The sequence below is a fragment of the Mesobacillus jeotgali genome, from assembly GCF_014856545.2.
GTDB lineage: Bacteria > Bacillota > Bacilli > Bacillales > Cytobacillaceae > Mesobacillus.
Genome location: NZ_CP109811.1, coordinates 2,129,016 through 2,153,944 on the forward strand (window position 1 = coordinate 2,129,016; position 24,929 = coordinate 2,153,944).

Annotated in this window: 31 protein-coding genes and 1 pseudogene; 29 read left to right on the forward strand and 3 right to left on the reverse strand. The window is 34.8% G+C overall.

The window, feature by feature from the left end; translation table 11 throughout:
* Window positions 1–180 precede the first annotated feature (180 nt).
* The 13 genes and pseudogenes from FOF60_RS10710 (at window position 181) to FOF60_RS10770 (ending at window position 9,998) form a co-directional block, all read left to right on the forward strand.
* Window positions 181–618 (forward strand): hypothetical protein, encoded by a 438-nt coding sequence (locus FOF60_RS10710; RefSeq protein WP_192472449.1) that lies wholly within the window; start codon window positions 181–183, stop codon window positions 616–618.
* A gap of 64 nt (window positions 619–682) precedes the next feature.
* Window positions 683–1,294 carry a group-specific protein gene (locus FOF60_RS10715; RefSeq protein WP_192472450.1) on the forward strand — a complete coding sequence of 204 codons (612 nt, stop codon included), beginning with the start codon at window positions 683–685 and terminating at the stop codon, window positions 1,292–1,294.
* An 82-nt stretch (window positions 1,295–1,376) separates the two neighbouring features.
* Window positions 1,377–1,655 carry a hypothetical protein gene (locus FOF60_RS10720; RefSeq protein WP_192472451.1) on the forward strand — a complete coding sequence of 93 codons (279 nt, stop codon included), beginning with the start codon at window positions 1,377–1,379 and terminating at the stop codon, window positions 1,653–1,655.
* 109 nt (window positions 1,656–1,764) lie between these two features.
* Window positions 1,765–2,208 (forward strand): hypothetical protein, encoded by a 444-nt coding sequence (locus FOF60_RS10725; protein ID WP_192472452.1) that lies wholly within the window; start codon window positions 1,765–1,767, stop codon window positions 2,206–2,208.
* 27 nt (window positions 2,209–2,235) lie between these two features.
* Window positions 2,236–2,424: a hypothetical protein gene (locus tag FOF60_RS10730; RefSeq protein ID WP_192472453.1), complete on the forward strand. Its 189-nt coding sequence runs from the start codon at window positions 2,236–2,238 to the stop codon at window positions 2,422–2,424.
* A 169-nt stretch (window positions 2,425–2,593) separates the two neighbouring features.
* Window positions 2,594–3,220, forward strand: coding sequence for a class I SAM-dependent methyltransferase (locus tag FOF60_RS10735; RefSeq protein WP_192472454.1), 627 nt, complete (start codon window positions 2,594–2,596; stop codon window positions 3,218–3,220).
* A 187-nt stretch (window positions 3,221–3,407) separates the two neighbouring features.
* Window positions 3,408–4,863: pseudogene (locus tag FOF60_RS10740) on the forward strand (amidase family protein).
* Window positions 4,864–5,356: 493 nt separating this feature from the next.
* Complete coding sequence (locus FOF60_RS10745) at window positions 5,357–6,295, forward strand: MBL fold metallo-hydrolase (protein ID WP_192472455.1); 939 nt, start codon at window positions 5,357–5,359, stop codon at window positions 6,293–6,295.
* Between the two features lie 153 nt (window positions 6,296–6,448).
* The gene (locus FOF60_RS10750; protein WP_192472456.1) at window positions 6,449–7,267 is read left to right on the forward strand and encodes a GNAT family N-acetyltransferase; all 819 of its coding nucleotides are present in this window, start codon (window positions 6,449–6,451) and stop codon (window positions 7,265–7,267) included.
* Between the two features lie 70 nt (window positions 7,268–7,337).
* Window positions 7,338–7,691 (forward strand): DUF3221 domain-containing protein, encoded by a 354-nt coding sequence (locus tag FOF60_RS10755; protein ID WP_192472457.1) that lies wholly within the window; start codon window positions 7,338–7,340, stop codon window positions 7,689–7,691.
* A 106-nt stretch (window positions 7,692–7,797) separates the two neighbouring features.
* Window positions 7,798–8,613, forward strand: coding sequence for a class I SAM-dependent methyltransferase (locus FOF60_RS10760; protein WP_192472458.1), 816 nt, complete (start codon window positions 7,798–7,800; stop codon window positions 8,611–8,613).
* A 179-nt stretch (window positions 8,614–8,792) separates the two neighbouring features.
* Window positions 8,793–9,269 (forward strand): DinB family protein, encoded by a 477-nt coding sequence (locus FOF60_RS10765; protein ID WP_192472459.1) that lies wholly within the window; start codon window positions 8,793–8,795, stop codon window positions 9,267–9,269.
* 171 nt (window positions 9,270–9,440) lie between these two features.
* Entirely contained in the window at window positions 9,441–9,998 is a 558-nt protein-coding gene (locus FOF60_RS10770) for a thioredoxin family protein (protein ID WP_192472460.1), read from the forward strand.
* A 249-nt stretch (window positions 9,999–10,247) separates the two neighbouring features.
* Here the strand turns inward: FOF60_RS10770 and cspC are convergent, their stop codons facing one another.
* On the reverse strand, window positions 10,248–10,448 hold the full coding sequence (cspC, locus tag FOF60_RS10775) for a cold shock protein CspC (protein ID WP_044394619.1): 201 nt from the start codon (window positions 10,446–10,448) through the stop codon (window positions 10,248–10,250).
* Between the two features lie 438 nt (window positions 10,449–10,886).
* On the opposite strand from cspC, the gene FOF60_RS10780 reads away from it, so the two are divergent.
* The 3 genes from FOF60_RS10780 to FOF60_RS10790 all read left to right on the forward strand — a co-directional run bounded on the left by FOF60_RS10780 (window position 10,887) and on the right by FOF60_RS10790 (window position 13,267).
* Window positions 10,887–11,075, forward strand: coding sequence for a hypothetical protein (locus tag FOF60_RS10780; RefSeq protein WP_192472461.1), 189 nt, complete (start codon window positions 10,887–10,889; stop codon window positions 11,073–11,075).
* Window positions 11,076–11,269: 194 nt separating this feature from the next.
* Window positions 11,270–12,202, forward strand: a complete 933-nt coding sequence (locus FOF60_RS10785; protein WP_192472462.1) for a DNA/RNA non-specific endonuclease — start codon at window positions 11,270–11,272, stop codon at window positions 12,200–12,202.
* 576 nt (window positions 12,203–12,778) lie between these two features.
* Window positions 12,779–13,267: a hypothetical protein gene (locus FOF60_RS10790; protein ID WP_192472463.1), complete on the forward strand. Its 489-nt coding sequence runs from the start codon at window positions 12,779–12,781 to the stop codon at window positions 13,265–13,267.
* A 186-nt stretch (window positions 13,268–13,453) separates the two neighbouring features.
* Here the strand turns inward: FOF60_RS10790 and FOF60_RS10795 are convergent, their stop codons facing one another.
* Window positions 13,454–13,957: a hypothetical protein gene (locus tag FOF60_RS10795; protein WP_192472464.1), complete on the reverse strand. Its 504-nt coding sequence runs from the start codon at window positions 13,955–13,957 to the stop codon at window positions 13,454–13,456.
* Between the two features lie 92 nt (window positions 13,958–14,049).
* Complete coding sequence (locus FOF60_RS10800) at window positions 14,050–14,469, reverse strand: hypothetical protein (RefSeq protein WP_192472465.1); 420 nt, start codon at window positions 14,467–14,469, stop codon at window positions 14,050–14,052.
* Window positions 14,470–14,610: 141 nt separating this feature from the next.
* Between FOF60_RS10800 and FOF60_RS10805 the strand changes: the two genes are divergently transcribed.
* From FOF60_RS10805 to FOF60_RS10865, 13 genes are all read left to right on the forward strand, one after another.
* Window positions 14,611–14,940, forward strand: a complete 330-nt coding sequence (locus FOF60_RS10805) for a hypothetical protein (protein ID WP_192472466.1) — start codon at window positions 14,611–14,613, stop codon at window positions 14,938–14,940.
* 161 nt (window positions 14,941–15,101) lie between these two features.
* Entirely contained in the window at window positions 15,102–16,028 is a 927-nt protein-coding gene (locus tag FOF60_RS10810; protein WP_192472467.1) for an alpha/beta hydrolase, read from the forward strand.
* 665 nt (window positions 16,029–16,693) lie between these two features.
* On the forward strand, window positions 16,694–17,542 hold the full coding sequence (locus tag FOF60_RS10815; RefSeq protein WP_192472468.1) for an MBL fold metallo-hydrolase: 849 nt from the start codon (window positions 16,694–16,696) through the stop codon (window positions 17,540–17,542).
* A gap of 151 nt (window positions 17,543–17,693) precedes the next feature.
* Entirely contained in the window at window positions 17,694–18,152 is a 459-nt protein-coding gene (locus FOF60_RS10820; RefSeq protein ID WP_192472469.1) for an NUDIX domain-containing protein, read from the forward strand.
* A gap of 253 nt (window positions 18,153–18,405) precedes the next feature.
* Window positions 18,406–19,368 carry a helix-turn-helix transcriptional regulator gene (locus tag FOF60_RS10825; RefSeq protein WP_192472470.1) on the forward strand — a complete coding sequence of 321 codons (963 nt, stop codon included), beginning with the start codon at window positions 18,406–18,408 and terminating at the stop codon, window positions 19,366–19,368.
* Window positions 19,369–19,442: 74 nt separating this feature from the next.
* Entirely contained in the window at window positions 19,443–20,075 is a 633-nt protein-coding gene (locus FOF60_RS10830) for a type 1 glutamine amidotransferase family protein (protein WP_192472471.1), read from the forward strand.
* A gap of 547 nt (window positions 20,076–20,622) precedes the next feature.
* On the forward strand, window positions 20,623–20,943 hold the full coding sequence (locus FOF60_RS10835; protein ID WP_319801574.1) for an NUDIX domain-containing protein: 321 nt from the start codon (window positions 20,623–20,625) through the stop codon (window positions 20,941–20,943).
* Window positions 20,944–21,072: 129 nt separating this feature from the next.
* Window positions 21,073–21,504, forward strand: coding sequence for an NUDIX hydrolase (locus tag FOF60_RS10840; RefSeq protein WP_192472472.1), 432 nt, complete (start codon window positions 21,073–21,075; stop codon window positions 21,502–21,504).
* A 158-nt stretch (window positions 21,505–21,662) separates the two neighbouring features.
* On the forward strand, window positions 21,663–22,532 hold the full coding sequence (locus FOF60_RS10845; RefSeq protein WP_192472473.1) for a GNAT family N-acetyltransferase: 870 nt from the start codon (window positions 21,663–21,665) through the stop codon (window positions 22,530–22,532).
* A gap of 116 nt (window positions 22,533–22,648) precedes the next feature.
* Window positions 22,649–23,008, forward strand: coding sequence for a hypothetical protein (locus FOF60_RS10850; RefSeq protein ID WP_192472474.1), 360 nt, complete (start codon window positions 22,649–22,651; stop codon window positions 23,006–23,008).
* Between the two features lie 117 nt (window positions 23,009–23,125).
* A complete protein-coding gene (locus FOF60_RS10855; RefSeq protein WP_192472475.1) occupies window positions 23,126–23,509 on the forward strand; it encodes a hypothetical protein in 384 nt (127 codons plus the stop codon).
* A gap of 133 nt (window positions 23,510–23,642) precedes the next feature.
* A complete protein-coding gene (locus FOF60_RS10860) occupies window positions 23,643–24,200 on the forward strand; it encodes a hypothetical protein (RefSeq protein ID WP_192472476.1) in 558 nt (185 codons plus the stop codon).
* 181 nt (window positions 24,201–24,381) lie between these two features.
* Entirely contained in the window at window positions 24,382–24,906 is a 525-nt protein-coding gene (locus FOF60_RS10865; protein WP_192472477.1) for a P-loop nucleotide/nucleoside kinase family protein, read from the forward strand.
* The last annotated feature ends 23 nt before the right edge of the window (window positions 24,907–24,929 follow it).

Below are 24,929 nucleotides of genomic sequence, written 5' to 3' on the forward strand. Positions count from 1 at the left end.
TCACAAGAGGAATCTAACAAGTAAAAGGAGAATGATTAGGAAGGCATGTAAAACAGGCAGCAACGCATAGATTTCTTTGTCATACTAAAAAGTAAGATATACAAGTCAGCAATGGCCCTTTATTGTCACTTATGTGCAAGGGTGGATTGGTCCGTTTTTCAGCCGTAAGGGGGGGATAGGATGTTCATAAGAAAACTAGTCTCTGCAATAGGTGCAACATTGATGATGGTAATCTTGTTCTCGATCCTAGATCACTCAGGAATAGGGTTATTTTTCGGTATGTACATCCTGCCGATCATCTTAATCTATGGAATTCCATCTTCCATACTATCTGATTTCCTAACACGGAAAACGGATAGAGGAAAAAGAATTGCAGCTGCAGCTTTACTCCATGTTTTTCTTGGAGCGCTGTTTGTTGCCGTCCCAACTTTTATATTTGATGCTGAAAACGCAAACTGGATTTCGAGTTTAAGAAATAATGGCTTTTTCTTTTTTTCTGCTACAATTTCTGCATTTATCTATTGGTGCTTTGATGAAATGTTGAAAAGTAAGTGGTTTGGTGCTTTAAGAAGGAAGTTTTACAAGATTTTAAATAGGATTGGTGCTTTGAGGATATAGCCTGAAGCAGGGGAAGCCGCACCCAGAAACTTAAGGGCAATACAATCATCGGAAGGGGAATGGGATGATGCACGATATTCGAGATGAATTACCTACTGGATTCGAGATGGAAATAAATACACCCTATTCATTAAATTACTTAATTATGATCCAAAACATTTATCTAAACAGCAAAAATAGAGAAGGAGAAAGACCGTTATTCCCTTATGTGGATAGTTCAATGTGGGGAATTTTAGAGGGAGAATTCGAAGAAACTTTTACTGAAGTTTGGAAAGCAGCTGTCGATAAAAATTCCCAGGATCATATGTATGATCACAATGGAGTATTTCATCTGGACAATGAATTATATCAAAAGTTGTTTTATAAAAATGAAGCAGGTGCATTCGGATACTCAGAAAGTGAGAAGTTCTTTTTAGCCTGGTGGAATGGGATTCATGGCAAGATAGCGATTGAGGCTGTGTTTGATCATGACAGAATGGATAAGGTTTACAGGGAGTTATCTCAATCTATAAAGATCAATAAACGATTAAGAATTCATTTGATCTATGATAAGCCCGTCTTAACTGGAAGAAGTGAACGTTCGTGGTATTCAGTGGTGCCTATAGAGGATGTTTTTATACATAAAAAACGACCAGAGTTACTATCAAATCTATTAAATAGTTGTAAAGGGATATGATAGCTTACTTAAGCAATACTTAACTTTCTAAGTTGATGATTTCTATGGCAAAGTACCAAAGTAATGATAAGGAGAGAAATATATGAATACTACTAGTCGTTGGATAATCGCAGTTATTCTATTTTTATTTGCAGTATTATTATTTAACAAAGGGTTAGATCTAAGGTCTCTTGGAACAGATGTGGATGGCGATGGTATTGGAGTTTATTTTTTTGCCATGGAGATCAATGACAGAGTACCAGAGGAAAGTATCCCATCCTATGCAAATGGATTTCTAATATCGAGCTTTGTTGTCTTTATTATTTCTATTTTATTTGTTTGGATGAATTTAAAATTTAGGAATAAAACAACCGTGAGATGATTTCTTATCCTAACAAGGGAGTTAAATTAAATCAAAGCGTTAACGTTTTTTTATGTAAATGAAACGTTTACAGAAATAAAACGTAGTTAATTTAAAGGGGGGGATGATCATGAAAAGAGTATTGGCTATGTTATTTTTATTAGTTCCCATGATCTTATTAGGATGCAGTCAAAATGAGGAAAGGTTTAACCATACAGCACTTAAAGAAGAATTAAAAGAGGAAGGGATTGCTCCAAAGCTTCCGACGAAATTTCCAATGACCATAGTAGAGTACGAACGAGTTACTCCTCCTCACGAAACAAATATAAACGAGGTGATCTTCAAAGGGGAAGAGGGAGGAATGCAGTTTTCATTGACGATTCAACCACCCCCAGTGGAATACCATTTCGAGGGATACGAAGTGACCGTTAACGGTAACGACGGTTTCTATATAAAGGGACCTGGATCCTCGATTCATTGGACGGATGGCGATTATCATTACATCTTGACATCCTATTCAGAAGAAAACGGAACCAAGGAAAGAATGGTTGAAACAGCCGAGTCCTTTCAGTAAGAGAAAAACCATTTTAGGAGACTTAGTATGGAATTACTATATAGCATAATTTTTTTATTTATTTTTTATCTAATTATTAAAACAGCCGTTGCAAAAGGTATAGATGAATCACGGGTAATAAAGGAATTGAAAAAAGAGATTAAAGAGTTACAAAAGCAAAGGTCGGAAGAGCAAAACAGGGAAGAATCTAAACACATCATAAATAGGAAAGCGTAAATCGGTTAGGAAAATGGTTTAAATGCAGGCTTCCGTGGCAAGCTGCATTTTTAGCTGTTTGGCTGAACTTATAAAACGAATAAAGCATGTTATTTAAATAATATTTGAAAGGGTCTACCTAAACTTTGTTGAATTATAAGGTATTAGAGCATTTCAAGGGGAGTTATGTATGGGTTTCTTCAAAACAACTAGAGAATTTATTGATAGTCAATATAAAACGCCAAGAGGAATTATAGGTACATATATTGGTGAAAAAATGGTAAAGCAGCACAAGACTGAAACAAATTGGTCATTAGAGCTAATGAATATTCAACAAGGGGACAGGATTTTAGAGTTAGGATGTGGAGCAGGATATGCAGTTAAATCAATTTCTGAAAAGGATTTAGCTGAAGAAATAGTCGGTTTGGACATCTCACCAACAATTATTCGATCAGCAAGAATTAGAAACAAAAAGGCAATAAACGAAAAGAGAGTAAAACTGGTACAAGCAAATTTCAATAAACTGCCCTTCCATAATGAAAATTTCAATACAGTCTTCAGTATCCAAACTATTTATTTTTGGACGGATATAACTACGACATTATCAGAAATCTTTAGGGTTCTAAAGCCAAGAGGAATAGTAATCCTTACGTTTTCTGACGGGAAAGAAGACGAAACTTGGGAAGGCATAAGAGGTATTACAGAAAATCAAGTAATTCCGTCTATGAAAAAAACAGGGTTTAGGGATGTATCTTTTGTCAGAGGTCCAGATTCAAGAGGATATCATACCGTGGCAATTAAGGGAACTAAGAATTAAAATAACCTTTCATATTTTTGTTCGACTAAAAGGTGCGTTGATCCAGTAGGATTGAGGCATCTTTTGTTTATTTCCTTATTTAACAACTTGGGCAAGTTAGCGGAAGAGTGGTCTAAAGAAATAGCACCCAAATATTTGTAAAAGTGATAAAATAATGTAAATCAACAACTTAATAAGGGGCCTTAATATGACTATTAGTTTTAATGAGTTTTATAAGGAAGAATTAACGATTAATGAAATTCAAAGTGCAATGGAAAGTGGGTTCGTAACTTCAAAAGAATTAGTGATGTACTATTTATATCGGATAGCGAAATATGACCAGGACGGACCAAGAATCAATTCCGTTCTTGAAATAAATCCTGACGCTATCTTTATAGCCGAAGCCCTTGATCATGAAAGAAAAACTAAGGGTGTTAGAGGACCGTTGCACGGAATTCCTGTCCTTTTAAAAGATAATATTGAAACGTCTGATTCAATGCATACAAGTGCAGGTACGATTGCTTTGGAGGATTATAGAGCTGAAAAAGATGCGTTTCTTGTTGAAAAGCTCCGTGAATCAGGTGCAGTTATTTTAGGCAAGACGAATATGACTGAATTAGCTAATGTGGGCTGGGTATAGCTCAAGGGGAGGGCAAGTATTGAATCCTTATGGTGACACTGACCTTTTTGTGGGCGGGTCTAGTTCTGGTTCGGCTGTGGCAGTTGCGGCGAATTTTACCGTATTATCCGTAGGTACAGAAACAGATGCTTCCATTCTTAGTCCTGCTATACAAAATTCAGTGGTGGGAATCAAACCAACTGTAGGGTTAATTAGCAGAAGTGGCATTATCCCTTTTACATATTCTCAAGATACTCCTGGGCCATTGGCGAGGAATGTTACGGATGCAGCGCTTTTGCTCGTGGTTCTAGCTGGTCTGGATAAGGAAGATGCAGCAACATATAAAAGTGAAGGAAGGATTGAGCAGGATTATTCAATATTCCTTGATTCGGAGGGTCTTAAAGGGGCCAGGGTCGGCATATTTAAAAATGCATCCAATGACTTTCTAGCTTCGGATGAGTACGATGAGGCTTTGTTTCAAAAAGCTATACAAGTCATTAAAAATCAGGGAGCCATTATAGAAGAGATAGAAATACCTTCCTTTCACAGGGATTGGAAGTGGGGAGTAAATCTATACGAATTAAAACACAGTTTAGATAATTTTCTTTCACAACTCCCAACAAACTTACCAATTCATTCAATTAAAGATTTAATTCAATATAATCAAATCAACAAGGGAAAGGCATTAAAATATGGACAGGATAAATTAGAACAAAGAGTCTCTTTTCCAAATACATTAAGGAGTCCCGATTATTTACTAAACAAATTAGAAGACTTGTATTACTCCCAGGACCAAGGGATCGACCTTGCTTTAAAAAAATACAATCTAGATTCAATTCTATTTCCTTCATATATAGGTTCTACGATCAGTGCGAAAGCAGGCTATCCATCCATTGCCATACCCGCTGGATATAAGCAAAACGGACGGCCTTTTGGAATTACCTTTGCAGGAACCGCTTATAGTGAAGGGAAATTAATTAAGTTAGCATATGCCTTTGAACAGGCTACAAACCATCGGAAAAGCCCGAACTTTGAAGCTGGATGATTAATTTGAGTGTGTAAGTATGACAGATAAACATCGTGAAGAATTGTATCTATTTTAATGGGTTCATTCATCCAGAGAGGATAGAAGGAAGATTCCTTTTTCACTTCAAGATTTAGCTGCTCGAAGTAGGCAAATGTTCGGACAGGTTTCAGTCTGGACAAGCAGAAGCTGTCCGAAGTAGCGCTGAGTTCGGACAGGTTACAGTCTGAACAAGCAAAAGCTGTCCGAAGTAGCCCAGAGTTCGGACAGGTTACAGGAAGAACAAGCAAAAGCTGTCCGAAGTAGCCCAGAGTTCGGACAGGTTTCAATCTGGACAAGCAAAAGCTGTCCGAAGTAGCCCAGAGTTCGGACAGGTTACAGGCAGAACAGGAAAAAGCTGTCAGAAGTAGTCCAGAGTTCAGACAGGTTACAGGCAGAACAGGCAAAAGCTGTCAGAAGCAGGTGCATTGATAGCAATGTCTCCGCAAAAAAATGATTAAAGGAGATATAATAAATGACCACAAGTAAAATAAAATCACCTTATTTCACTGTAGAAAAACTCGAAGATGGTGTATATGCTGCCATTGCAAATAAAGGTGAGGGTGCAATGGGGAACTCCGGGTTTATTGATATTGGCAAAGAAATCGTCATTTTTGATACCTTTACAACTCCAACCGCTGCCAGAGAATTGCGACGGTTAGCGGAAGAAATTACACAAAAAAGAATTAAGTATGTTTTTAACAGCCATTACCACGGAGATCACACTTTTGGAAATCAAATATTCGAGGATGTAACGATTATCTCAACTGCTAAAACTAGGGAGTTACATAGAGATAAAAATGTAATCATTGATCCGAATCAAGAAATGGAGGAAATGAGAAATTATCTGGATCAATTGGCGGAAAGGTTAGAAGTTGAGCGTATTCCAATTTTAAGAGCAAGCTTAGAAAATCAAATAAAGGAAATGAAAAAGGTTCACGATTCAATTCCTGAGCTTCGAATTGTGCTTCCTAATCTGACGTTTGAAAATAGACTGGTTCTTCACGGTGAAACTCGAAGCTTAGAGTTTTATTGTTTTGGCGGGGGGCATACTCCGAGTGATGCTTTTTTATATTTGCCTAAAGAGAAAATTGCATTTATGGGTGACATCGTATTAGAAAACCTTCATCCTCCCATTTACAATTCTCAAGAATTTATTGATAACTTAATAAAAATCTCTAAGTTCGATATTCAAAGAATCGTTCCAGGTCACGGTAACTTAGTAACAAATAGTCAAATAGATGTAATGTTAAACTATTTACACCACCTTACTGATAGGGTAAGTCAGGCTTTGGAAAAAAGACTACAATTGGAACAAATTTTAGCTTTGGAAACACCTGAAGAATATTCAACATGGACAGGTCTCGATGGATATAAGAGAAATTTAAAAACGGTATACGATGAACTCAAGTAAAATTGATGTCTAATATTGTGAGGAATGCACTTACACTTTGCGTTGATCAAGGCCTGATTAACGCCCCTTTATTGGAGGTCAATTCATCAAAAGTAGATACTAATGACACTGTGAAATTATAATAGCAAAAATTATTTTTTGGGAGTCGTGAGAATGAGTTTAGTTGTCAATAAGGGCTTAGCAGAAAGGTTGGAGATTTCAGAGATCGATACTTTAAGCTCTAGGTTAACAGAAATGCAAAAAATAGATGGAAATCCAATGAAAGTTGAAATTCAAAAGTTTGGCAATGCGACTGCATTCACGGTAAAGAATATACCTGGTCCATCCTTCAACACGGTTAAGGGTCTAAAAGAAGGAGACGAAAAGCAAATAGATAAAATCATTGATTTTTACAAGCAAAAAGATATTCCTGTTCGATTTGAACTAACTCCAGCACATACTTCTCCAGACTTATTAACCCACCTCAGTGAAACTGGATTTTATCATAATGATTTTCATACAACTCTATATGCTTCACTTTCTAACGAAGCAGTAACAAGCTATAAATTAAATGAACAAAAAATTTCCATCCGTAAGTTAAAACGTAATGAATTTGATACTTTTGCAGAAATCTACACAAAGGGTTTCAAAATGCCAGCATTCTTAAAAAGTGGAATAGCACAAAATAATGAAATACTTTATAACATAAAAAATTGGACATTTTATCTAGCCAGCTATGAAAACGAACCTGCTGGAATTGGTGTTTCGTTCATAAAAGACCGTATAGTTACTTTAGCTGCAGCGGCAACATTACCGGCTTTTAGAAATAAAGGTATACAAAGTGCATTAATAAATCAACGTATCAACGAAGCAATTCTACAAAACTGTGATTTAGTTGTAGGACAAGCAAAATTCGGCTCCGTCAGTCAAAATAATATGGAAAGAGCGGGATTGAGTATAGCTTATACAAAGGCAATTTGGGTTGAAAAGTAAGTACCTTTTTCACTGGCGGGTAGTAAGGTAACAGCAATGGGCTTCTAAATGGAATTTTTGGAGGTGACAAATGTATAGGAAATACTTCAATCTAATATTATATTTTTTTTGCTGCTTGCTTATAGTAGCTTGCTCAAATGAGAGTATCTATTCTGGGAAAGTTGTTCAAAAGGCTGAAAGAAATGATAATAGCTATCTTATACTTGTGGTAAAAAATATAAGTGATAGTGACCTGGAAAACAAATCTGCTGATGAATTACTTGAAATAGCTTCATTACCTGATAATGGCTTGAATTTTTACGTCGATAAGAAAACTTATGAAAATATAGAAGTTGGGAATAAGGTTGAAGTAACATATTCTGGACCTGCTCAAGAATCATTACCTCCAAAAGTGGGTGCAAAAAAAGTAAAAGTTATCGAATAATAAGCCAGAATTCCCCTACTTAACAAACCATGCAGTATAGTTCGAGAAGGATTTGAACATTGCTGCATCGAATATAAATAGGTAAAAAGTGGAAAAAGGTGAAAATATGAGTAAAATCATAAACTATTACAATCAATTTGATGAGTGGGGAAGGTTAGAACGTGAACCAATTGAATTCCAAGTGAATTGGCATTTTATAAAAAAATATTTGCCCCAAACAGGTTACGTTCTTGATAATGGTGCTGGACCAGGAAAATACTCAATGGAACTTGCTAAAGAGGGTTATACGGTAATACTCACGGATCTAACGCCACGATTAGTAGAAATTGCAAAAGATAAAGCAAAAGAATTAAAATTAGAAGGACAATTTGAAGGGTTTTATGCTGCGGATGCCAGAGATCTTAATATGATTAAAGATGAACAATTCGACGCATCGTTAATGCTTGGTCCTATGTATCATTTGCAAAAAAAAGATGAACGTATCCAGGCTGTTAGAGAGTTAAATAGAGTAACAAAAAAACGGGGATTTGTTTTTGTTGCTTTTATGCCAAGAATTAGGCACATACTTACATCGCTGATAAATCCGGAGAATTGGAAGCCGAATGACAATATGGATACCATTGTTCAGTTTTCTCAAACGGGTTGCTTTAACCACGCTGATGAGGGACGTTTTACAGGGGCGTATTATTTTAATATTGAAGAAATCATTCCTTTTATGGAATCACAAGGGTTTGAAACCTTGGAGTTAATAGGTTCAAATCCTGGAGCGATCCTTAACAATGATAGTTGGAATTACTGGAGAGATAAAGGTGATCAAGAAGTAAGAAAAATCATTGATTTAATAAAAGAAAAAGCTGCTGACCCTTATATTCTTGGTATTTCTACTCACTTACTTTACATTGGTAAGAAAAAAAGTAGATAAAACATACTTTTTCATCAGATTGTGCGGAATGTACTCGGCATATAGGTTTCGTTTCTAATAATTGTGCTGCCATTCATGGGTGGCATAATTTTGTTTTTAAAATAATAAAACAGCTTCAAGAAGGAATGGTTATCTTTAAATAGAAATACATTGTATAAGCTGAATTTGGAGTGTGTACAATGATTAAATTCTTTGAGTATAACTGGCAGGTAAGAGATGAGTGGTTTGACTGGTGTAATCAAGTAACAATTGAAGAGTTATTAAAGGATCGTAAAGGAGGAGTAGGTAATATTTTATACACACTCTTCCATATAATTGATGTGGAATATAGTTGGATACGTGGTATTCAGGGGAAAGAGGATGTGGTTTTTCAGTTTGCTGACTATAATACACTTGAAAAGGTTAAGTCTCTTTCAGATCAATTACGCATTGAATTAGCCGAATATTTAAAGACAGACCTATCAGACTTGAAAGAACTGATTGTCAGTGTACCTTGGGATGAAGCAAAATACAATGTGAATGATATACTTCACCATATTATCGCACATGAAATTCATCATATCGGCCAGCTTTCAGTTTGGGCAAGAGAATTGGAACTAAAACCCGTATCCGCTAATTTGGTTGGCAGAGATTTAAAATCTGTCCATTTTTATTGAAAAAACGGGTTCTCCCCTTTAAAATTTTTGGTCGAAAATACAGATAAGTGATAGCTGCTATTATGATTTTAAAGAATAAGAAACGATATTTGCTATTTAAAGATCTCAGTGTTAGTTGAATTTTATTTAGGTAAGATAGTGAGTAGCAATACATAGAAAAGAGGCATTTAGATGAAAACTGAACAACAGTATTTTGAAGAAGGAAAATCAATTCAAACTTATATGAATGAAATGGGCATATTAAAAGAGGAAAGTTTTGGTGTATATGAACAATTTCATCTCCCTTCAGATGGATTTGCTGAAAAGTTAAAACAAAGCCAACTTCATTTCTTAACGATTACAGAAGATTGGTGTGGAGATGCGATGATGATTAATCCTGTTATTCGCAAATTAGCTGAAGCTGCTGATATTGAAATGCGCGTTGCATTACGAGATACAGATACAGATCTGATTGATCGTCACTTAACTAACGGTGGACGTGCCATTCCCATGATTTTAATCTTTGATAACCAAGGACATTTACTTGGAAAATGGGGACCCCGTGCACCCAAGGCTCAGCATATCGTTGATGAAGTCCGTGCTGCATTGCCTTCAAAAGAGGATCCCTCCTTTGCGGAGAAACAAAAAGAAGCCTTTGGTTCTTTAAGGAAAAGGTATACAGAGGATCAAGTTCTATGGTCAGATGTTTATGATAGCTTTAAGGAGACCATGTTAGCTATTTTGAAGTAGTGTATGAGCAGTGTGTCCAAGAATAAAACCTAATTGGGAAAGATTGAAAAATATATAATTTGATAAAATCCGCCTATTGTCAATCCAGTATGTTATACTGGAAACAAACCTTTTTATCTTTAAATCTTTTTACATTACCGGTTCCATCTCCCTGCTCATATCTTGAGCAGGGTTTTTTTTATTGAGAATTTTTTATGGAATATAAAAAACAGGCTCTATATAGAGCCTGTTCGTATGAACGATTTAAGATTAAGCTTTTTGAACGTTAGCAGCTTGAGCTCCACGAGCACCTTGCTCAACGTCAAAAGTAACTTTTTGACCTTCGTCTAAAGATTTGAAACCTTCACTTTGGATAGCAGAGAAGTGTACGAATACGTCGTCTCCACCTTCGCGCTCGATGAATCCGAAGCCTTTTTCTGCATTAAACCATTTAACTGTACCTTGTTCCATTTTTGTTGCCTCCTAGTGCGTTATCGCACAACGTATTACTATCCTTGCCCAAAGTGATCATCAAGACGAAAAGTTTGATACTTATACTATCCTTTACACCGAACAAAAATAATTCTTATTCATCATAACAGGAAACGTAAGATAAAGCAAATCAACCCTTGAAGAGTCCACTTATATTAGCGCTGACCATACAAGGATGCTGTAATGGTTATTGAACGAAGAGATTCTTTAATCCAGAACGGGTTAACACTTTTTTGAATATACCTTGATCAACGAACGGGCAGAATCTATCCTCGTACTGTTTGCCGGGTAGGACACTGGCAATATCGTATAGGTTGGGAGTAAAAGGAATCATAGTATTTTTTAAGAGAAAAATAGGGTAATAGGAGCATTTACAATTAATACCAATTACTTTATACTATAATCGAGGTGGTAAAGATGATTTGGTTGATAATTGGAGCACCGTTAATTGTTTTGATCATTATTGCTTTGATATTGGAAAAGAAAAGAGGGGCTGTTCCACCAGAGCCACGCCACAACCATGGTATCGAATCTGATACAATGAAATATCAGTATTATACCACTCCTCATAGTGGAGGAAGTGAAGGTAATCCTCCACAAGGTTAAGGTTCACTTAGTTGACCGTTCTTTGTTATTGAATCGTGTATAATCCCTTCTCAACTAAGAGATGGGATTTATTTTTTGTATTTCCTTATCAACTCTTTAACTGAGTCTCTAATAGATATACCCGAATATTTATTGAAGTCTTAAGTTCTAGAAAAGGAGAGAATAATCTGAAACTATAGAAGGAGAATCCTAAAATGAAAAAGAACTATTTAATCTTACTTTTAACAACCACTTTCATGGTAGGTTGTACCAACGTAGAGGATGCACCAATTACAGATAAAGAAACAGATTCGCAAGAAGTATCCACGGTTAATACAAATGAAAAAAGTGAAAAAGAAGAAACCACCACTACGGTTGTAGACGAACCAGTAGTAGAGGAACAACCAACCCAATCAAATGTTGAGCTGTTCTCAGGATACAAATTAATTGAAGTTGATGGTGGTGATTTGTCAGGAATTCGAGAACCTAACGTCGTCGTAGATATTGGATACGGAGACCGTGAGTACTGGGCTTTTACGAATGAGTACGGGCAACTAGTACGTGTAATAGCTAAAGAAATCATTCTCCAAGATGACCGTAACGAACCTGTATTATCTTCTGGCAGATACTACTCTGATGAAGCAAAGGTTCCCGGTGTCGTAAGTGACGTTTTAGATGAAGGACATGTGATTGCTGATTCTCTCGGAGGGGTGTCGAATGCATATAATATTACCCCACAAGATAGTACACTTAACCGTCATGGTGATCAAGCTTATATGGAAAAATCGATCCTTACCGCAGGTGGAGCAACTAACTTTGAAGCAATTATCACATATCCGAATAATCAAACCCAGATTCCTTCAAGTTATCAGTATACCTATACTTTAATGGGTAACGAAATCATTGATAAATTCGACAATGTGAACCCTGATGCGATAAACCAATCACTAAGTTCAACAGGCAGTGAGCCTTCCGATTCAACAGGTTCAAACACAAACGGCGATATTTCAAGCGTTGATACAAACGGTAATGGACAGGTGACGATTAAAGAAGCAAAAGCCGCAGGTTTCAGCATGCCGATAACGTCTGATCATTGGTTATACCCATATATGGATGATCGTGATGGGGACGGCATGGTAGGTGAGTAATCCCCTGGAACTGTGAGGGAAATAAATGGCCGAAAGAACATTTTATTCGAGTTTTATGAGTATAGATAGTGAATGGCTGGTCATTTGGTTTAATGATAAAGACCTAGTGACAGATTATGAAATTAAAACAGATTAAATGATACAGGGATGCTTAGGCAGATCAGGTTTAAATATATCTGTGAAAAAATCTGCTTCAAAATGTGGGTGCATTAATCCAAGAAGGATTAGGCACCTTTTTGGTTGAATTCTAATTATACTAAGGAACAGTAGAGTCTAAGAAGAATTTTATTGGGGGAGGCGTTATTTTGGGAATTAAAAGTAAGTTAATTTATCTTTTTACCTTGGTATTTCTGACCTTTGCAATATACTTAATTGTTGAATCTATCTCATTTAAAGGGATATTCGACGAATATGAACCAGTATGTATACTACTTTCTTTAATAGCCTCACATTTAATTACGACCAAGATTCTTGAATAATCATTACAGATTCTATATTAATCAAACAGGGCAGGAGTTTAAGAGTGATTTAATTAATGGGGGAAGTATTATAATCAGATGTATTGCCGTATAAACTTTGCTTCTTATTATATTGACAGGCTGTAATTCGCAAATTTTTTTAGAAGATGAGAAGGACAACATTCATAATGCATTATCAGAATACTTATCACTATTAGTTAAAAAAGACTATAAAAGTGCATCAGAATACGTAGTAGTTTATTTTGCTGAGAAACCGTACCCAGTTCAAGAGGAAATTGCTAAGGAAATATGGATTCAAAGAGTGGAGAATCAGTACAACACAAACTCGTATTTATTGTCTTTTAACATACTAACTGTTGAACCAAGCGTTGATAATAGGGATTTTGCGCAAGCACTAGCAGAAATGACAGTATTGGAAAACGGTATCAAGAATACAAGGAATATTTATGTTCATTTAGAATTAAAAGATAAATGGGAGATCGGATATTATTTTCGCGAAAATCATTCAATGCCAGACCCTATTACCAATATCTATACGGGGTATATTTCTCAAGAAGAGATGAAATCTTTTAATACAAAAGACTAAACAGCTTTAACAGACTTAGTTAACTCGTTGTGAATAAGTAGCCCATAATAAGCCATGCGACTTAGGCAAAATAGTGAATGAGTGGCATTACCAAGAAAAGCATCTTGAAACATTGAATAGCTGCAGGTCTATCAACGAAATTCTAATCAAAAGAAAGTGACAGACAACTTTGTCTGTCACTTCTTCCTACTTATTCGGAATCTCTTTGACGGTTTGCTTTCCTGTTTTATGATTGTAATTTACGATGTATAGGAACTTCTTGGTTTTCTTTATATCAATAATTTTCACCGTTTTAGTGCCGTCTTTTTCTTGCCAGAAATCCATGATGACAGGTTCAATAAATTGGCCACTTTCTGTTAAGGACTTTACCCAATCTGTAGATGGCGTGTTATTCATAAGCTGTTCTAGTTGATAAAGTGTTCCTTTAAACGGAAATGTCTCTGTTGATGTGTGGGAATGGTAAGCTGTCACGAAATCCCCGACTTGGAAATTTTCTAATTTGAGAGTTTCTCCTTTTTGGTTTTTGAAAGTAATCGACTTGTCAAAAGTAAAATCGACTCTGTTGATACGGAATCCGTTTGGTAAAACCTTCGTGATGTATCCAGTATACATAAAATCCTTTCTATCTTTGAGCGCTTTCTCCTGCTGTTCTTTTAATTTCTCAGCAAACTCATTTTTGATCTCTATCACTTTTAAATCCTTATTTTTCAGATTAAGAGTAGCTTCGTATTTTTTCCCGTTTATAGTCCATTCGAAAAAATGAATAATTAGTTTATCATCCGTTATTTTTTGTAAAGATGGAGATATGATTTTCCCATTAGGCTGATGAGGATATAACGAACCGCTTCGCTTATTTCCTGGCTTTTCTTGTCATCATAAAGAATGACCCTAGTTGCTTCCCCTTGTCCCGGAAAGGATGTCATGATCACTCCTGTCGTTTTTAAATTAATTAGGCTTCCCGGTTGAAAATCCTTGGAAGAAATTTTTTTACCAGAAGTCGTACCAATTACAGCCTTATCGATTGAATAGTAGGTACTATCAACAAGAATATTGCTTTCACCTGTGTCTTGGATAATCCTCGCAGAATTTAAAAGCTCTTCATTCATGTTGAGCGAGCCTACAAGTGTAGTTTTGTTTAGATTGCAACCAGTTAATGTAATAAGGAGTATAATGATGATAAATATATTAATTTTCTTAAACATTTATTTCTCCTCTCTTATTCTCTTTTTTATTATAGTGTGAATTCGACCTAATAGCGATATGAAATGAAGTCTAGTGTCATGCGTAAAAGCTTTAACATATAAAGAAGTTAGATAGAAATAGTAACTTAATGGGAGGAACTTATGAGGAACCTAAGAATTGTTATTCTCGTTGTATTGATAATGTTCATGGCAGCTTGTTCTTCTGAAAAAACAACCGAAACATATTCCATAATCATTGTTTCTGGTGATGAGAATATAAGTGAAACGTTTGTAAAATATGTAGGGGAAACTGTAATTGAATATCAGCATTTAACCAGCCTCAAGGTAGCACAAGAAAAATATCCAAAATACGATATAGAAAAAGCTCCAGCAATTTTAATATTTAAAGACAACGGAGGAGAACTAAAAAAGTTGGTATTAAAAACATATGATATTGAAGAGGCAAAGGAATGGTTAGAAAACAACAAATAAATACTTTATTCATGAAGGCGTTAATCCAGGGAGGATTAGCGCTTTTTTTGTTGAATTCCTTATTTGGCTAAAGAAGCAGGATATTTGAACAAGTAGGTTATTAAAAGTAATTGTCCAAGTTTACGATTTATAATTAAAAAAGGATGAGGAGCGTGAATACCGTGTCGGAAACAAAATTCGTAGACCTTCAAAAAGAACTTTTTAGTCTATTTGAGCTGGAGAAATATAATGAAATTCATGCACTAATTGAAAGAGCACAGGGGGAATTTCCCGAAAGACTAAATAAAACAATCTTTTGGAGGGCTTGTGTATATTCTAGACAAGGAAACGAAGAGAACGCTATTGCAGTTTTAAAAGAAGGATTAAAAAAGGGAATATGGTGGAACCCTTTGACTTTAATTCGTGACCAAGATTTAAATAACCTCCAAAACATCGAAGAATTTAAAATGATAGTAAATGAGTGCAAGGATATCTTGGAAAATCATAAATATATTTCTCACCCACAACTGTTTACTTATGGAAATGAGAAATCAAATACAGGATTATTTTCTTTGCATTGGCGGGGATCTAATGTAAAAGATTTCGCTCCTTATTGGTTTGACAATGGTTTGTTAGACGATTTTCTTTTTGCATTTCCGCAATCATCTCAGGTCTTCGGATACAATGCTTATTGCTGGGACAATCAAAATATTGCCGTTGAAGAAATATCGGCATCATTCAGCGATTTCAAAGAAAAATATAATACAGATCAGGATATTATTGCTGGTGCATCACAAGGCGGGAAATTAGCGATTGAATTAAGTTTAAATGGAAATATTCTTGGAACAAAAGGATTTATAGCAGTTATTCCAGCCATTCAGGATGTGGCTTCCTTAGAAAGTTTACTAATGGGAAATGGAAATAAAATTAAGGGCTGCATTATCACTGGAGATAAAGATCCTTTTTATAATAAAACTGTTGAATTAGTAAAACTTTTTGAGGAAAATAACGTTCAATGCAAATTGATAGTCAAAGAGGGTTTAGGCCACTTTTTCCCTGTTGATTTTACTGATTTGTTAAGAGAAGCCATTGAGTTCATCCACTCATAACATAAGAAGTAAATTTGATTTTTGAAATGAGTAATTACTTATTGTTGTAAAGGGTGAGTTTGGTATCCAGTAAAAATTAACACTATTTTGGGGATTACCTTATTCAACAAGCGAAACAAGTTAGATATACAAGTATCTAAAAAAGTGTAAAAGATATTGTAGTTCCATACGGGGGTAATGAATTGAGCAAAAGGACTAGTATGATAATTATTCGCTGTCTATGGACATTTTTCTTGTTTGGTTTATGGGTCATACTCTCTCAATTTAAAGGTTTGGATGGTCAGTGGTGGTCGATGTATAGGATGAATCCAGAAAAATATGGTCCATGGGCTTTAGAATTTTCAAATTCGAAAATAGTTATTTTCGCTTCTCTATCAATAATATCAGCATACTTCCTTACAAAATTTACGGGGGGAGAAAACACATAGGAGTTTATATCTAGCGGACATTATGGTGGCTAGGAGAATTTAGAATTAACCTTCCCTGAAGATAGAGATTTCCTTATTAACTACATAACAAAGGCATTCCAGCCAATTAATTGTTCATTCAAATGGGTGCGTTGAACCAAGATGAAGGATTAACGGCCTTTTTTGTTGAACTCCTTATTTAACGAACGGAGTTTGATTGAAGAACAATATAGGAACAGAGCAATGGAGGAAACTAAAGTGAAAATTGAATTTTTAGGAACTGCTGGTCCAATGGCTGTTCCAAGACCTTTGTGTAAATGTGAGGTTTGCCACCAAGCAAGAGAAGAGGGTGTTCCATACAGTCGATCTTGCCCTAGCCTATTTTTACACGGACCTAATCTTTTATTTGACACCTCAGAAGATATAAATATGCAAATAAATCGTTCACAAATTACAGAAATAAACGGACTATTTTACTCACATTGGCATCCAGACCACGTTATGGGGAGAAGAGTATTGGAACAGTTAAACGCAAATTATGTCAATCACCCACCAATGAATACAAGAACTAATGTATTCCTCCCTGAACAAGTAGGAAATGATATTAAACGTTTTCTAGGAACTGGAGACCATCTTGAATTCTTAAACAACAAGGGGTACATAAAAATTCATATTATAGCAGATGGGAATACTGTGAATTTTAATGATGTAGAAGTAACACCTTTTAGATTGGCTGAAAATTATGCTTATGGATTTTTGGTACAGGATTCAGATAACAAAATCTTGATTATTCCTGACGAACTGAGTAACTGGGCCCCTGATAATAGTTTTGATGGGCTAGACCTCGCAATTTTACCGATTGGTGTATTAGAATATCACCCTTCTACTGGAGAGAGATTTGTTGATGTAAATCATCCAGTTTTAAAAAAAGAATGTAGATTTTCTGAGACAATTGAAATTATAAAAAAACTTAATCCGAAAAAAACTTTGCTTACCCACATAAATGGCTTTAGTTTCGATGATTTAAAGGCTTTAGAAGATAGACTAAAGTTGGAGGGTCTGAATATTGAAATTGCCTACGATACTTTATTAGTTGATGTAGAGTAGTCATACATTCTTTGTTGGGCTATCGGGTGCGTTGATCCAGGAAGGATCATGCATCTTTTTTATTGAATTCCTTATTGAACTATAGAATCAGGATATTTTAAAAAGACTTTAAGATGTTAAGGTTAGCAATTGGATATATGGGGGGATACAAGTGCATATAAGAAATTCTGCAAAAGCTATTATTATTAGGGAAGACAAAGTATTATTAACCAAAAACCAAGATGAAGATGGATATTTTTATCTTTTTCCTGGTGGAGGACAAGAACACGGTGAAACAATTCATCAAACATTAATACGAGAGTGTATTGAGGAAATTGGGCAACAAATAGAAATTGGACAACTACTCCATATTCGTGAGTATATAGGGAAGAATCACGAATATTCGGCGGTAGATTTCAATATTCATCAAGTTGAATATTACTTTAATTGCAAAGTAATAACGGAAAACCATCAAAAACCAACTAATCCTGATAGCCTTCAGGTAGGAATCGAATGGATACTTATTAACAATTTACTACAATATAGAGTTTATCCTAAACAGTTAAGAGAGTATATTGTTAAGCATTTTAATAACGTAATATCTCCAGTTTATTTAGGAGATGTTAATTGAGAACCTATTCAACAAATGGTGCAATAATGCTACTGGACCAATGCACCATTTGTTGACGTTCACGGGTACGGTAATCCAATAATAAGAAAGTCATGTATACGTACATTGTGAAGAAATGTACTTAACCCGGGCAAGATGATGTAGTTGGAGATCCTATTTTTATAGAAAGCTATCAGAAAGGAACAGTTGTTGAGTTATACCAAAAATCGGAAATATATAATAGAAAATAAATTTCATATAGAGGTGGAATTATATGCCTAAAATTGACAATATGTTAGCAATTCTATGGATGCTTCGTTCAGGTGAAAAAATTACTGCAAAACAAATTTCAGAAAAGTTAGAGATGAATATAAGGACTGTGTATCGTTATATTGATACAATTTCAACAAGTGGGGTACCTATAATTTCAGAACCAGGACATAACGGTGGATACACTTTATTGAACAATTTTATTGATGCTCCTCTTTTTTTTGATTTTGAGGAGCAAACTTCACTTTTTCACGCTGCTGTTTTTGCAGAAGAAGCCGGATATTATGGAGGTGAAGCACTAAATAGGGCCATTTCAAAGCTAAGTAAATACTCAAATCAAGAGCAGGAAACAAAGATAAACCAACATTTAGCTAGTCTCGAAGTAATAAGTCGATTAAGTTCACCCTCTATGGACCCTTTTTTGAAGGAGTTGGAGCAGGCCGTTGCTGACGGGTATTCCGTAAAAATTCTTTACCATAAAAGTGGCGAAAAGCAATTAAATTATAGATTGGTCGATCCGTACAGAATTATCTTTTGGAATAATAAGTGGTATGTGATTGGATTTTGTCAACTTAGGAATGATATCCGTAGTTTTAGAGTAAATCGAATTGAAAGTCTAATGCTAACCGAAAATAAGTTTAGCCGGCCAGAAAATTTTTCAGCACGTGAATTTTTTATAAAAAGTCTTCTCCCCACTATAGAAGATAAGGAAGGGATTATTTCTTTGGTTATTAATGGGGATAAAAGTGTATTGGCTGATATTTGCCAACATTGGTTTTTAGGACATTATTTACAAGAACGGACTTCAAATCAAGCAGTTTTTCTTCTTGAAAAAGATATAATACATACATATGTACCTTATTTACTTTTACCGTACAATAAATCTATTAAAGTTATTGAGCCAATAAGTCTTAAGAAAAGACTTATTGAAGTTCTGTCGGAATTAATAAAATTTCATCAAGTATGATAACTTCCCTGACGTTAACTGTCAGGGAAGTTTTATTATAATAGCTATATCAATTGTGATTGGAGTGTTATTGGATGAAAACAAAAAAAGTTTTTCTATATGTATTTAATACAATGTCGGACTGGGAATATGGATATTTAATTGCTGAACTAAACTCAGGAAGATATTTCAAGAAAGATTTAGCACCTTTAAAAGTAATTACAGTAGGAGCTAATAAAGAAGTGATTACGACTATGGGAGGACTGAGCATAAAACCTGATATTTCCCTTGATGAATGTACTCTTGAGAATAAAGATCTTTTAATTTTACCAGGAGGGACTACCTGGAGTGAAGAAATTCATCAACCTATCTTGGTAAGAATTGGCCAAGCTTTAAAGCTTGGTACTATTATTGCTGCAATTTGTGGTGCAACTGAGGCCCTTGCAAATATGGGATACTTAGATACCAGAAAGCATACAAGTAATAATTTACAATACACTAAAATGGCATGTCCTAACTATAAAGGAGAAAAGTTTTATGAGGTGGGAACTGCGGTATCTGATGCGAATTTAGTTACTGCATCAGGAATAGCTCCTCTGGAATTTGCGAAGGAAGTACTGAAAAAATTAGATGTATTTGCACCAGATACATTACATTCATGGTATAACCTAAATAAGACTCATAAACCTGAATACTACTTCCAATTAATGAATTCAATAAATAGCTGAGCTAAAATATCAACTTTGCAGTTTTATATTAGTTCAAATAAATGAAGTAACTGAAAAGCTCACTTTCTCTATTTTGTTTTGCAGAGAAGTTGGGCTTTTTATTTTGGGATTTCCTTATCGTTGTAAATCCGCATTTCCTGACGCTTCCCCTTATTGAAGATATGTGCAACATTCCTGAAGTTTGTTGATCATCATTCAATAATAAGATGCTTTTCTTTAGTTAGAAGGCGTATTTTTTATTTGCTACTACAAAAATATATTGAACAATTTTACTTATGCAAAGGTACGATGGATTCAGGCACTTTTTTGCCGTATTCCTTATTGAAACGTAAATTAATTAAAAAGGAAAAATTATCTAATTTGTCGAAGTGTAAGATAATAGGTTTGGTGAAGGAGATTAGTCGATGAATTATATAAAAGAGATGCGGCGGTATATTGGGCACGAAACTCTGTTAACAGTTGGGTGCGGAATTATAATAGAGGAAAATGATCAGATTTTATTGCAACATCGAAGGGATGAAGACAATTGGTGTATTCCTGGGGGCTTATGGAAATAGGAGAAACTTTTGAAGAGACCGCCAAGAGAGAGGCTTTTGAAGAAACAGGATTACGAGTTATGAACTTACACCTATTTGGAATCTATTCAGGAGAGAAATGTTTTGTTCAATATCCCAATGGAGATAAGGTCTTTAGTGTTCAAATCATTTTCAAAGCTACACATTATACTGGGGAATTAAAACAAAAGGGTAATGAAAGCAGGGAACATCGATTTTTCAGGAAGACGGAACTTCCTTCTAACTTAAATCCACGTCAAAAACCTTTTATTAAGGATTGGGCAGAAGGGAGAAAATACCCGATTATAAAATAAGGGTTTGTCTTATTTTCTACATAATGGTTACAAAAGCGACTGATTCGGTTTTGGGCCGTCTTTGATTGCATTAAAGAAGCCGCAGTTTGTTAAAAACATAAAACAAATACATAAAAGAGGGGGATTATTATGGTGCAAAGTACACAACAAATTTACACACCACCAAAACATTTTGTTTCAGCAGCAACTATTGTAATCAATGAAGAAAATGAAATTTTGTTAATTAAGGGACCTAGTAGAGGATGGGAAATGCCAGGTGGAATAGTAGAAGAAGGTGAGTCTTTGAAAGATGCAGCAGTAAGAGAAACTAAAGAGGAATCTGGTATTGATATTGAAGTTCTGAAATTCTGTGGAATCTTTCAGAATGTGAACAAATCAATCTGTAATACGTTGTTTTTGGCTAAGCCAATCGGAGGAGAATTAACAACTTCATCAGAGAGTTTAGAAGTAGGGTTCTATCCAATTGAGAAAGCATTAGAAATGGTAACCGTGGGAAACTTTAAGCAAAGAATTGAATACTGTTCTGATAATAGCAAACACCCATTTTATATAGAATTTTAGATAGAAGGAAATAAGGAATTACAGTATTGCTTATTAAAGTAAGAGTGCAAGATATATAATGCAATTTGGAAGCGTTTTGTCCTAATAAAGGGTTTGTACAATAACAAGAATTTATCGAATTTAACATAAGGACTTAATAGATTTGAAGGGGAAATTTAATGGCTGCATACAATAAAACAATATTAGAATTAGTCCAATTTGATCAATCTGATATCAAATCTTTGATTGACTTGTCTGCATCAGTTGGCTGGGATTATGATGAATATGAAATTAAAACTGTAATGTCATCTGGTAAAATATATGGGCATAAAAATGCTGAAGGGAAAATTGTGTCTACTGCTGCTGTAATTCATTATGATAATTATTTAGCTTCTATTGGTATGGTGATTGTTAATAAAGAATATAGAGGCTTAGGATTAGGGAAGGAGGCAACACAAAAATGTATAGATTTAGCTTCAAGTAACGCTTCAATTATGTTAATTGCAACTGATGAAGGGAAACCCTTATATGAAAAAATGGGTTTTAGAACAGTAGATCATGTTCATAAGTATCTTTGTAATAACTATACAGCTCCTAAACTATTAACTACCAGTGTTGTATCCTTTGAAAAATTCAGTGAGAAGGATTTACCCGAAATTTTAAATTTAGATAAGGCTGCCTTTGGAGATAAAAGAAGAAATTTTCTTCAGAATAGGATAAATCAATCAGAACAATGCTTAGTTGTAAAAGATAGTAATGCAAACATTATTGGTTTTGGTATATCAATTTTAGGACCAATAAACCTAATATTGGGACCTATTGTTGCATCTGATACTCAAACAGCAGCTTTAATACTAAATAGGTTAGCTTTTGGATATCAAGGGAAATTAAGGATTGATGTGCCTTCAGGTAATGAAGAGTTTATGTTGTTTTTGGAGCAAGCAGGATTTATAAAAGCTGGTATACCTCCAATAATGGTGATTAATTCTGTTAATATGCCACCTAGAAACAAAACATTATTCGGAATTGCTGCCCAAATTTTCGGATAAAAAATATAGTCCTAATTAATCTTACGGGAGAGCAGAATAAGAGATTTTAATGTAACATAGTATCATTTGTGGTAAAATATGTTATTAGTACAAGCCCGAAAGTATTAGGAAGTTTTATGATGAAAAGGAAAATAGTTTTGATTACTGTTTTTGCAGGAGCTTTAGCATTATCAAACGGTTTTACGAAAGACCTGGAAAGCACAAAGGTATCTGCACAAACATCAAACGTAAAAATTGGACAAACAGCCACTAATAACGGAGATCAATACAGAGTTATATCAGTTGGAGAGCAAAATCGAAGAGAAGGTTATGAAGCTGAAGGAAAAATTTCTATTACAAATATATCAATTGAAGAACAGAATATGGTGGAAAAGAGTTCAGCTAAACAAGGATTTCTTCCACAAGAAAATGGGACAGGTTTCTTTTTTCTAAAGGAAAATAAAATTAACACTCTACTATTCAACAAGGATTGCTAGATGTAACAAAGGAGCTGTCAATTATGGCAGCTTTTCTTGTATCACGAACGAAGGAGTTTAGTTGAAGAATGAATCTATAAAATACCTTGGCTTGAGCCCAAATGAGGGGGTAATTAAATGAAAAAGGTTGAATTTATACTAGGTATAGCAATAGTTATTATAGCTGTGTTCATAATTGAAAATAAATTATACTATCCCTCTCTTCCAATAGAGAATTTATCAGCAAAAGAAGCAATTGATAAACTAAAAGAATCGGAAAGTAAAATAGCAGAAATTGCAGTAGAAGGCGATTCTATTTGGTATATCATAAGTAGTGAGAACCAAGGTATATCGAGTGCTGATGAATATATAAAACAATTGATTGGTTCAAATGGATGGGAATTTAAAGATAAAGATGGTGCTGGTCTGTTCTTTGAAAAAGACGGAAGGAGATTAATTGCCACCACTCAAATGTGGACTGGAAATTATGTTCTTGTTAAAATCCCAGATGATTTTAAATAGTTTTGAGAGGTTTTTGATCAAACTAAACGGGTGCGTTGATACAGGGAAGGATTAATCTTGTTGAATTCCAACATAAGATGCAGGTTAGTAATCAAATTTTTAAATCTAATATGCGGAAGGGTGCGTTGATTAATTGAAAAGATTTTTATCAATTGTTATTTATCTTTCTTCATTTATAGTAGTCTTGCTAGGGTGTAGCGAGGTAAAACAGGAGGATTTACAAACAAAACAGATAGTGACAGAAGGGGATTTTATTTATCGTCTTGTGACAGAAGAATCAGAGTATAAAGAGAATGGGCCAATAAGGCTTATCGCTGAATTAGAATATGTGGGTGATAAAGAAGAAGTTCTTATCTCGCATGCAGCCTCTCCATTCTCATTTTCCATGGTCGAAACAACAAGGGATTATAAAATAAGCTATCCTATGGCAGAGCCAGAGATAGAGACTGTTATTCGAAAAGGCAAACCATTAAGAAAGGAATATACAGGCGGAGCTGGCGCTTATAGTGCGGAAGATAAAAAGAACTATGTTACATTCATTCAAAAAATTATGAAAAAAGAGTTTCCGAATGGTCATTACATCGTTAATGGTCTTGCGAGTTATACGGTTTTAGAGAATGAGGAAACAGGTCAGGAGAAGGATTTTAACTTAAAAGCTCGAGTTGAGTTTAGAGTTAAATCCTCGAATTAGACTGTAGTAAGTAGCTGAAGCAAAATAAGGATATGTTCGTAAACTTATTCAACTAAGATTCGTGCTGCCCTTCAACGGCGACATTTTTGTTATTTAGCTATCGATGCAGTTTAGTGCAATAAGGATGGACATTGATGCCGAAATGAAATCAGTTACTTAATTATTGAAGGAAGGTATTATCATGTTTTTTGTTCAGATGTCAGGGTTCCCTGGTTCGGGGAAGTCTACACTTGCTCGTCAAATCGCAATAAGAGCAGGTGCAGTTATCATTGACCATGATATTATAAAGTCTGCATTATTAAATTCGATTGAGGAATCACCGATTGATGCAAAACATGCTGGTGAAATTTCATATAATATTGATTGGTCTTTAATTGAATTTCACTTATCACAAGGACAAGCAGTAATTTTTGATAGTCCTTGTTTATATGAAGAAATGGTTCAAAGAGGGACAGTATTATCAAAAAAATATAATGTTAAATACAAATATGTGGAATGTTACCTTGATGACCGAAATGAAATAAATAATAGATTAAAAAACCGTGCCAGAATGATAAGCCAAATAAAAGAGATAAAATCCGAGGAAGCTTTTAAATATACTATTAATAACAGTAAAAAGCCTATTGATTATAAATGTTTGACTGTAGATACTTCACAACCTTTAGATAGTTACATTCAAAACGTAATGAATTATATAGAAGAATAATTAATATTAATCAAGTTACTGGA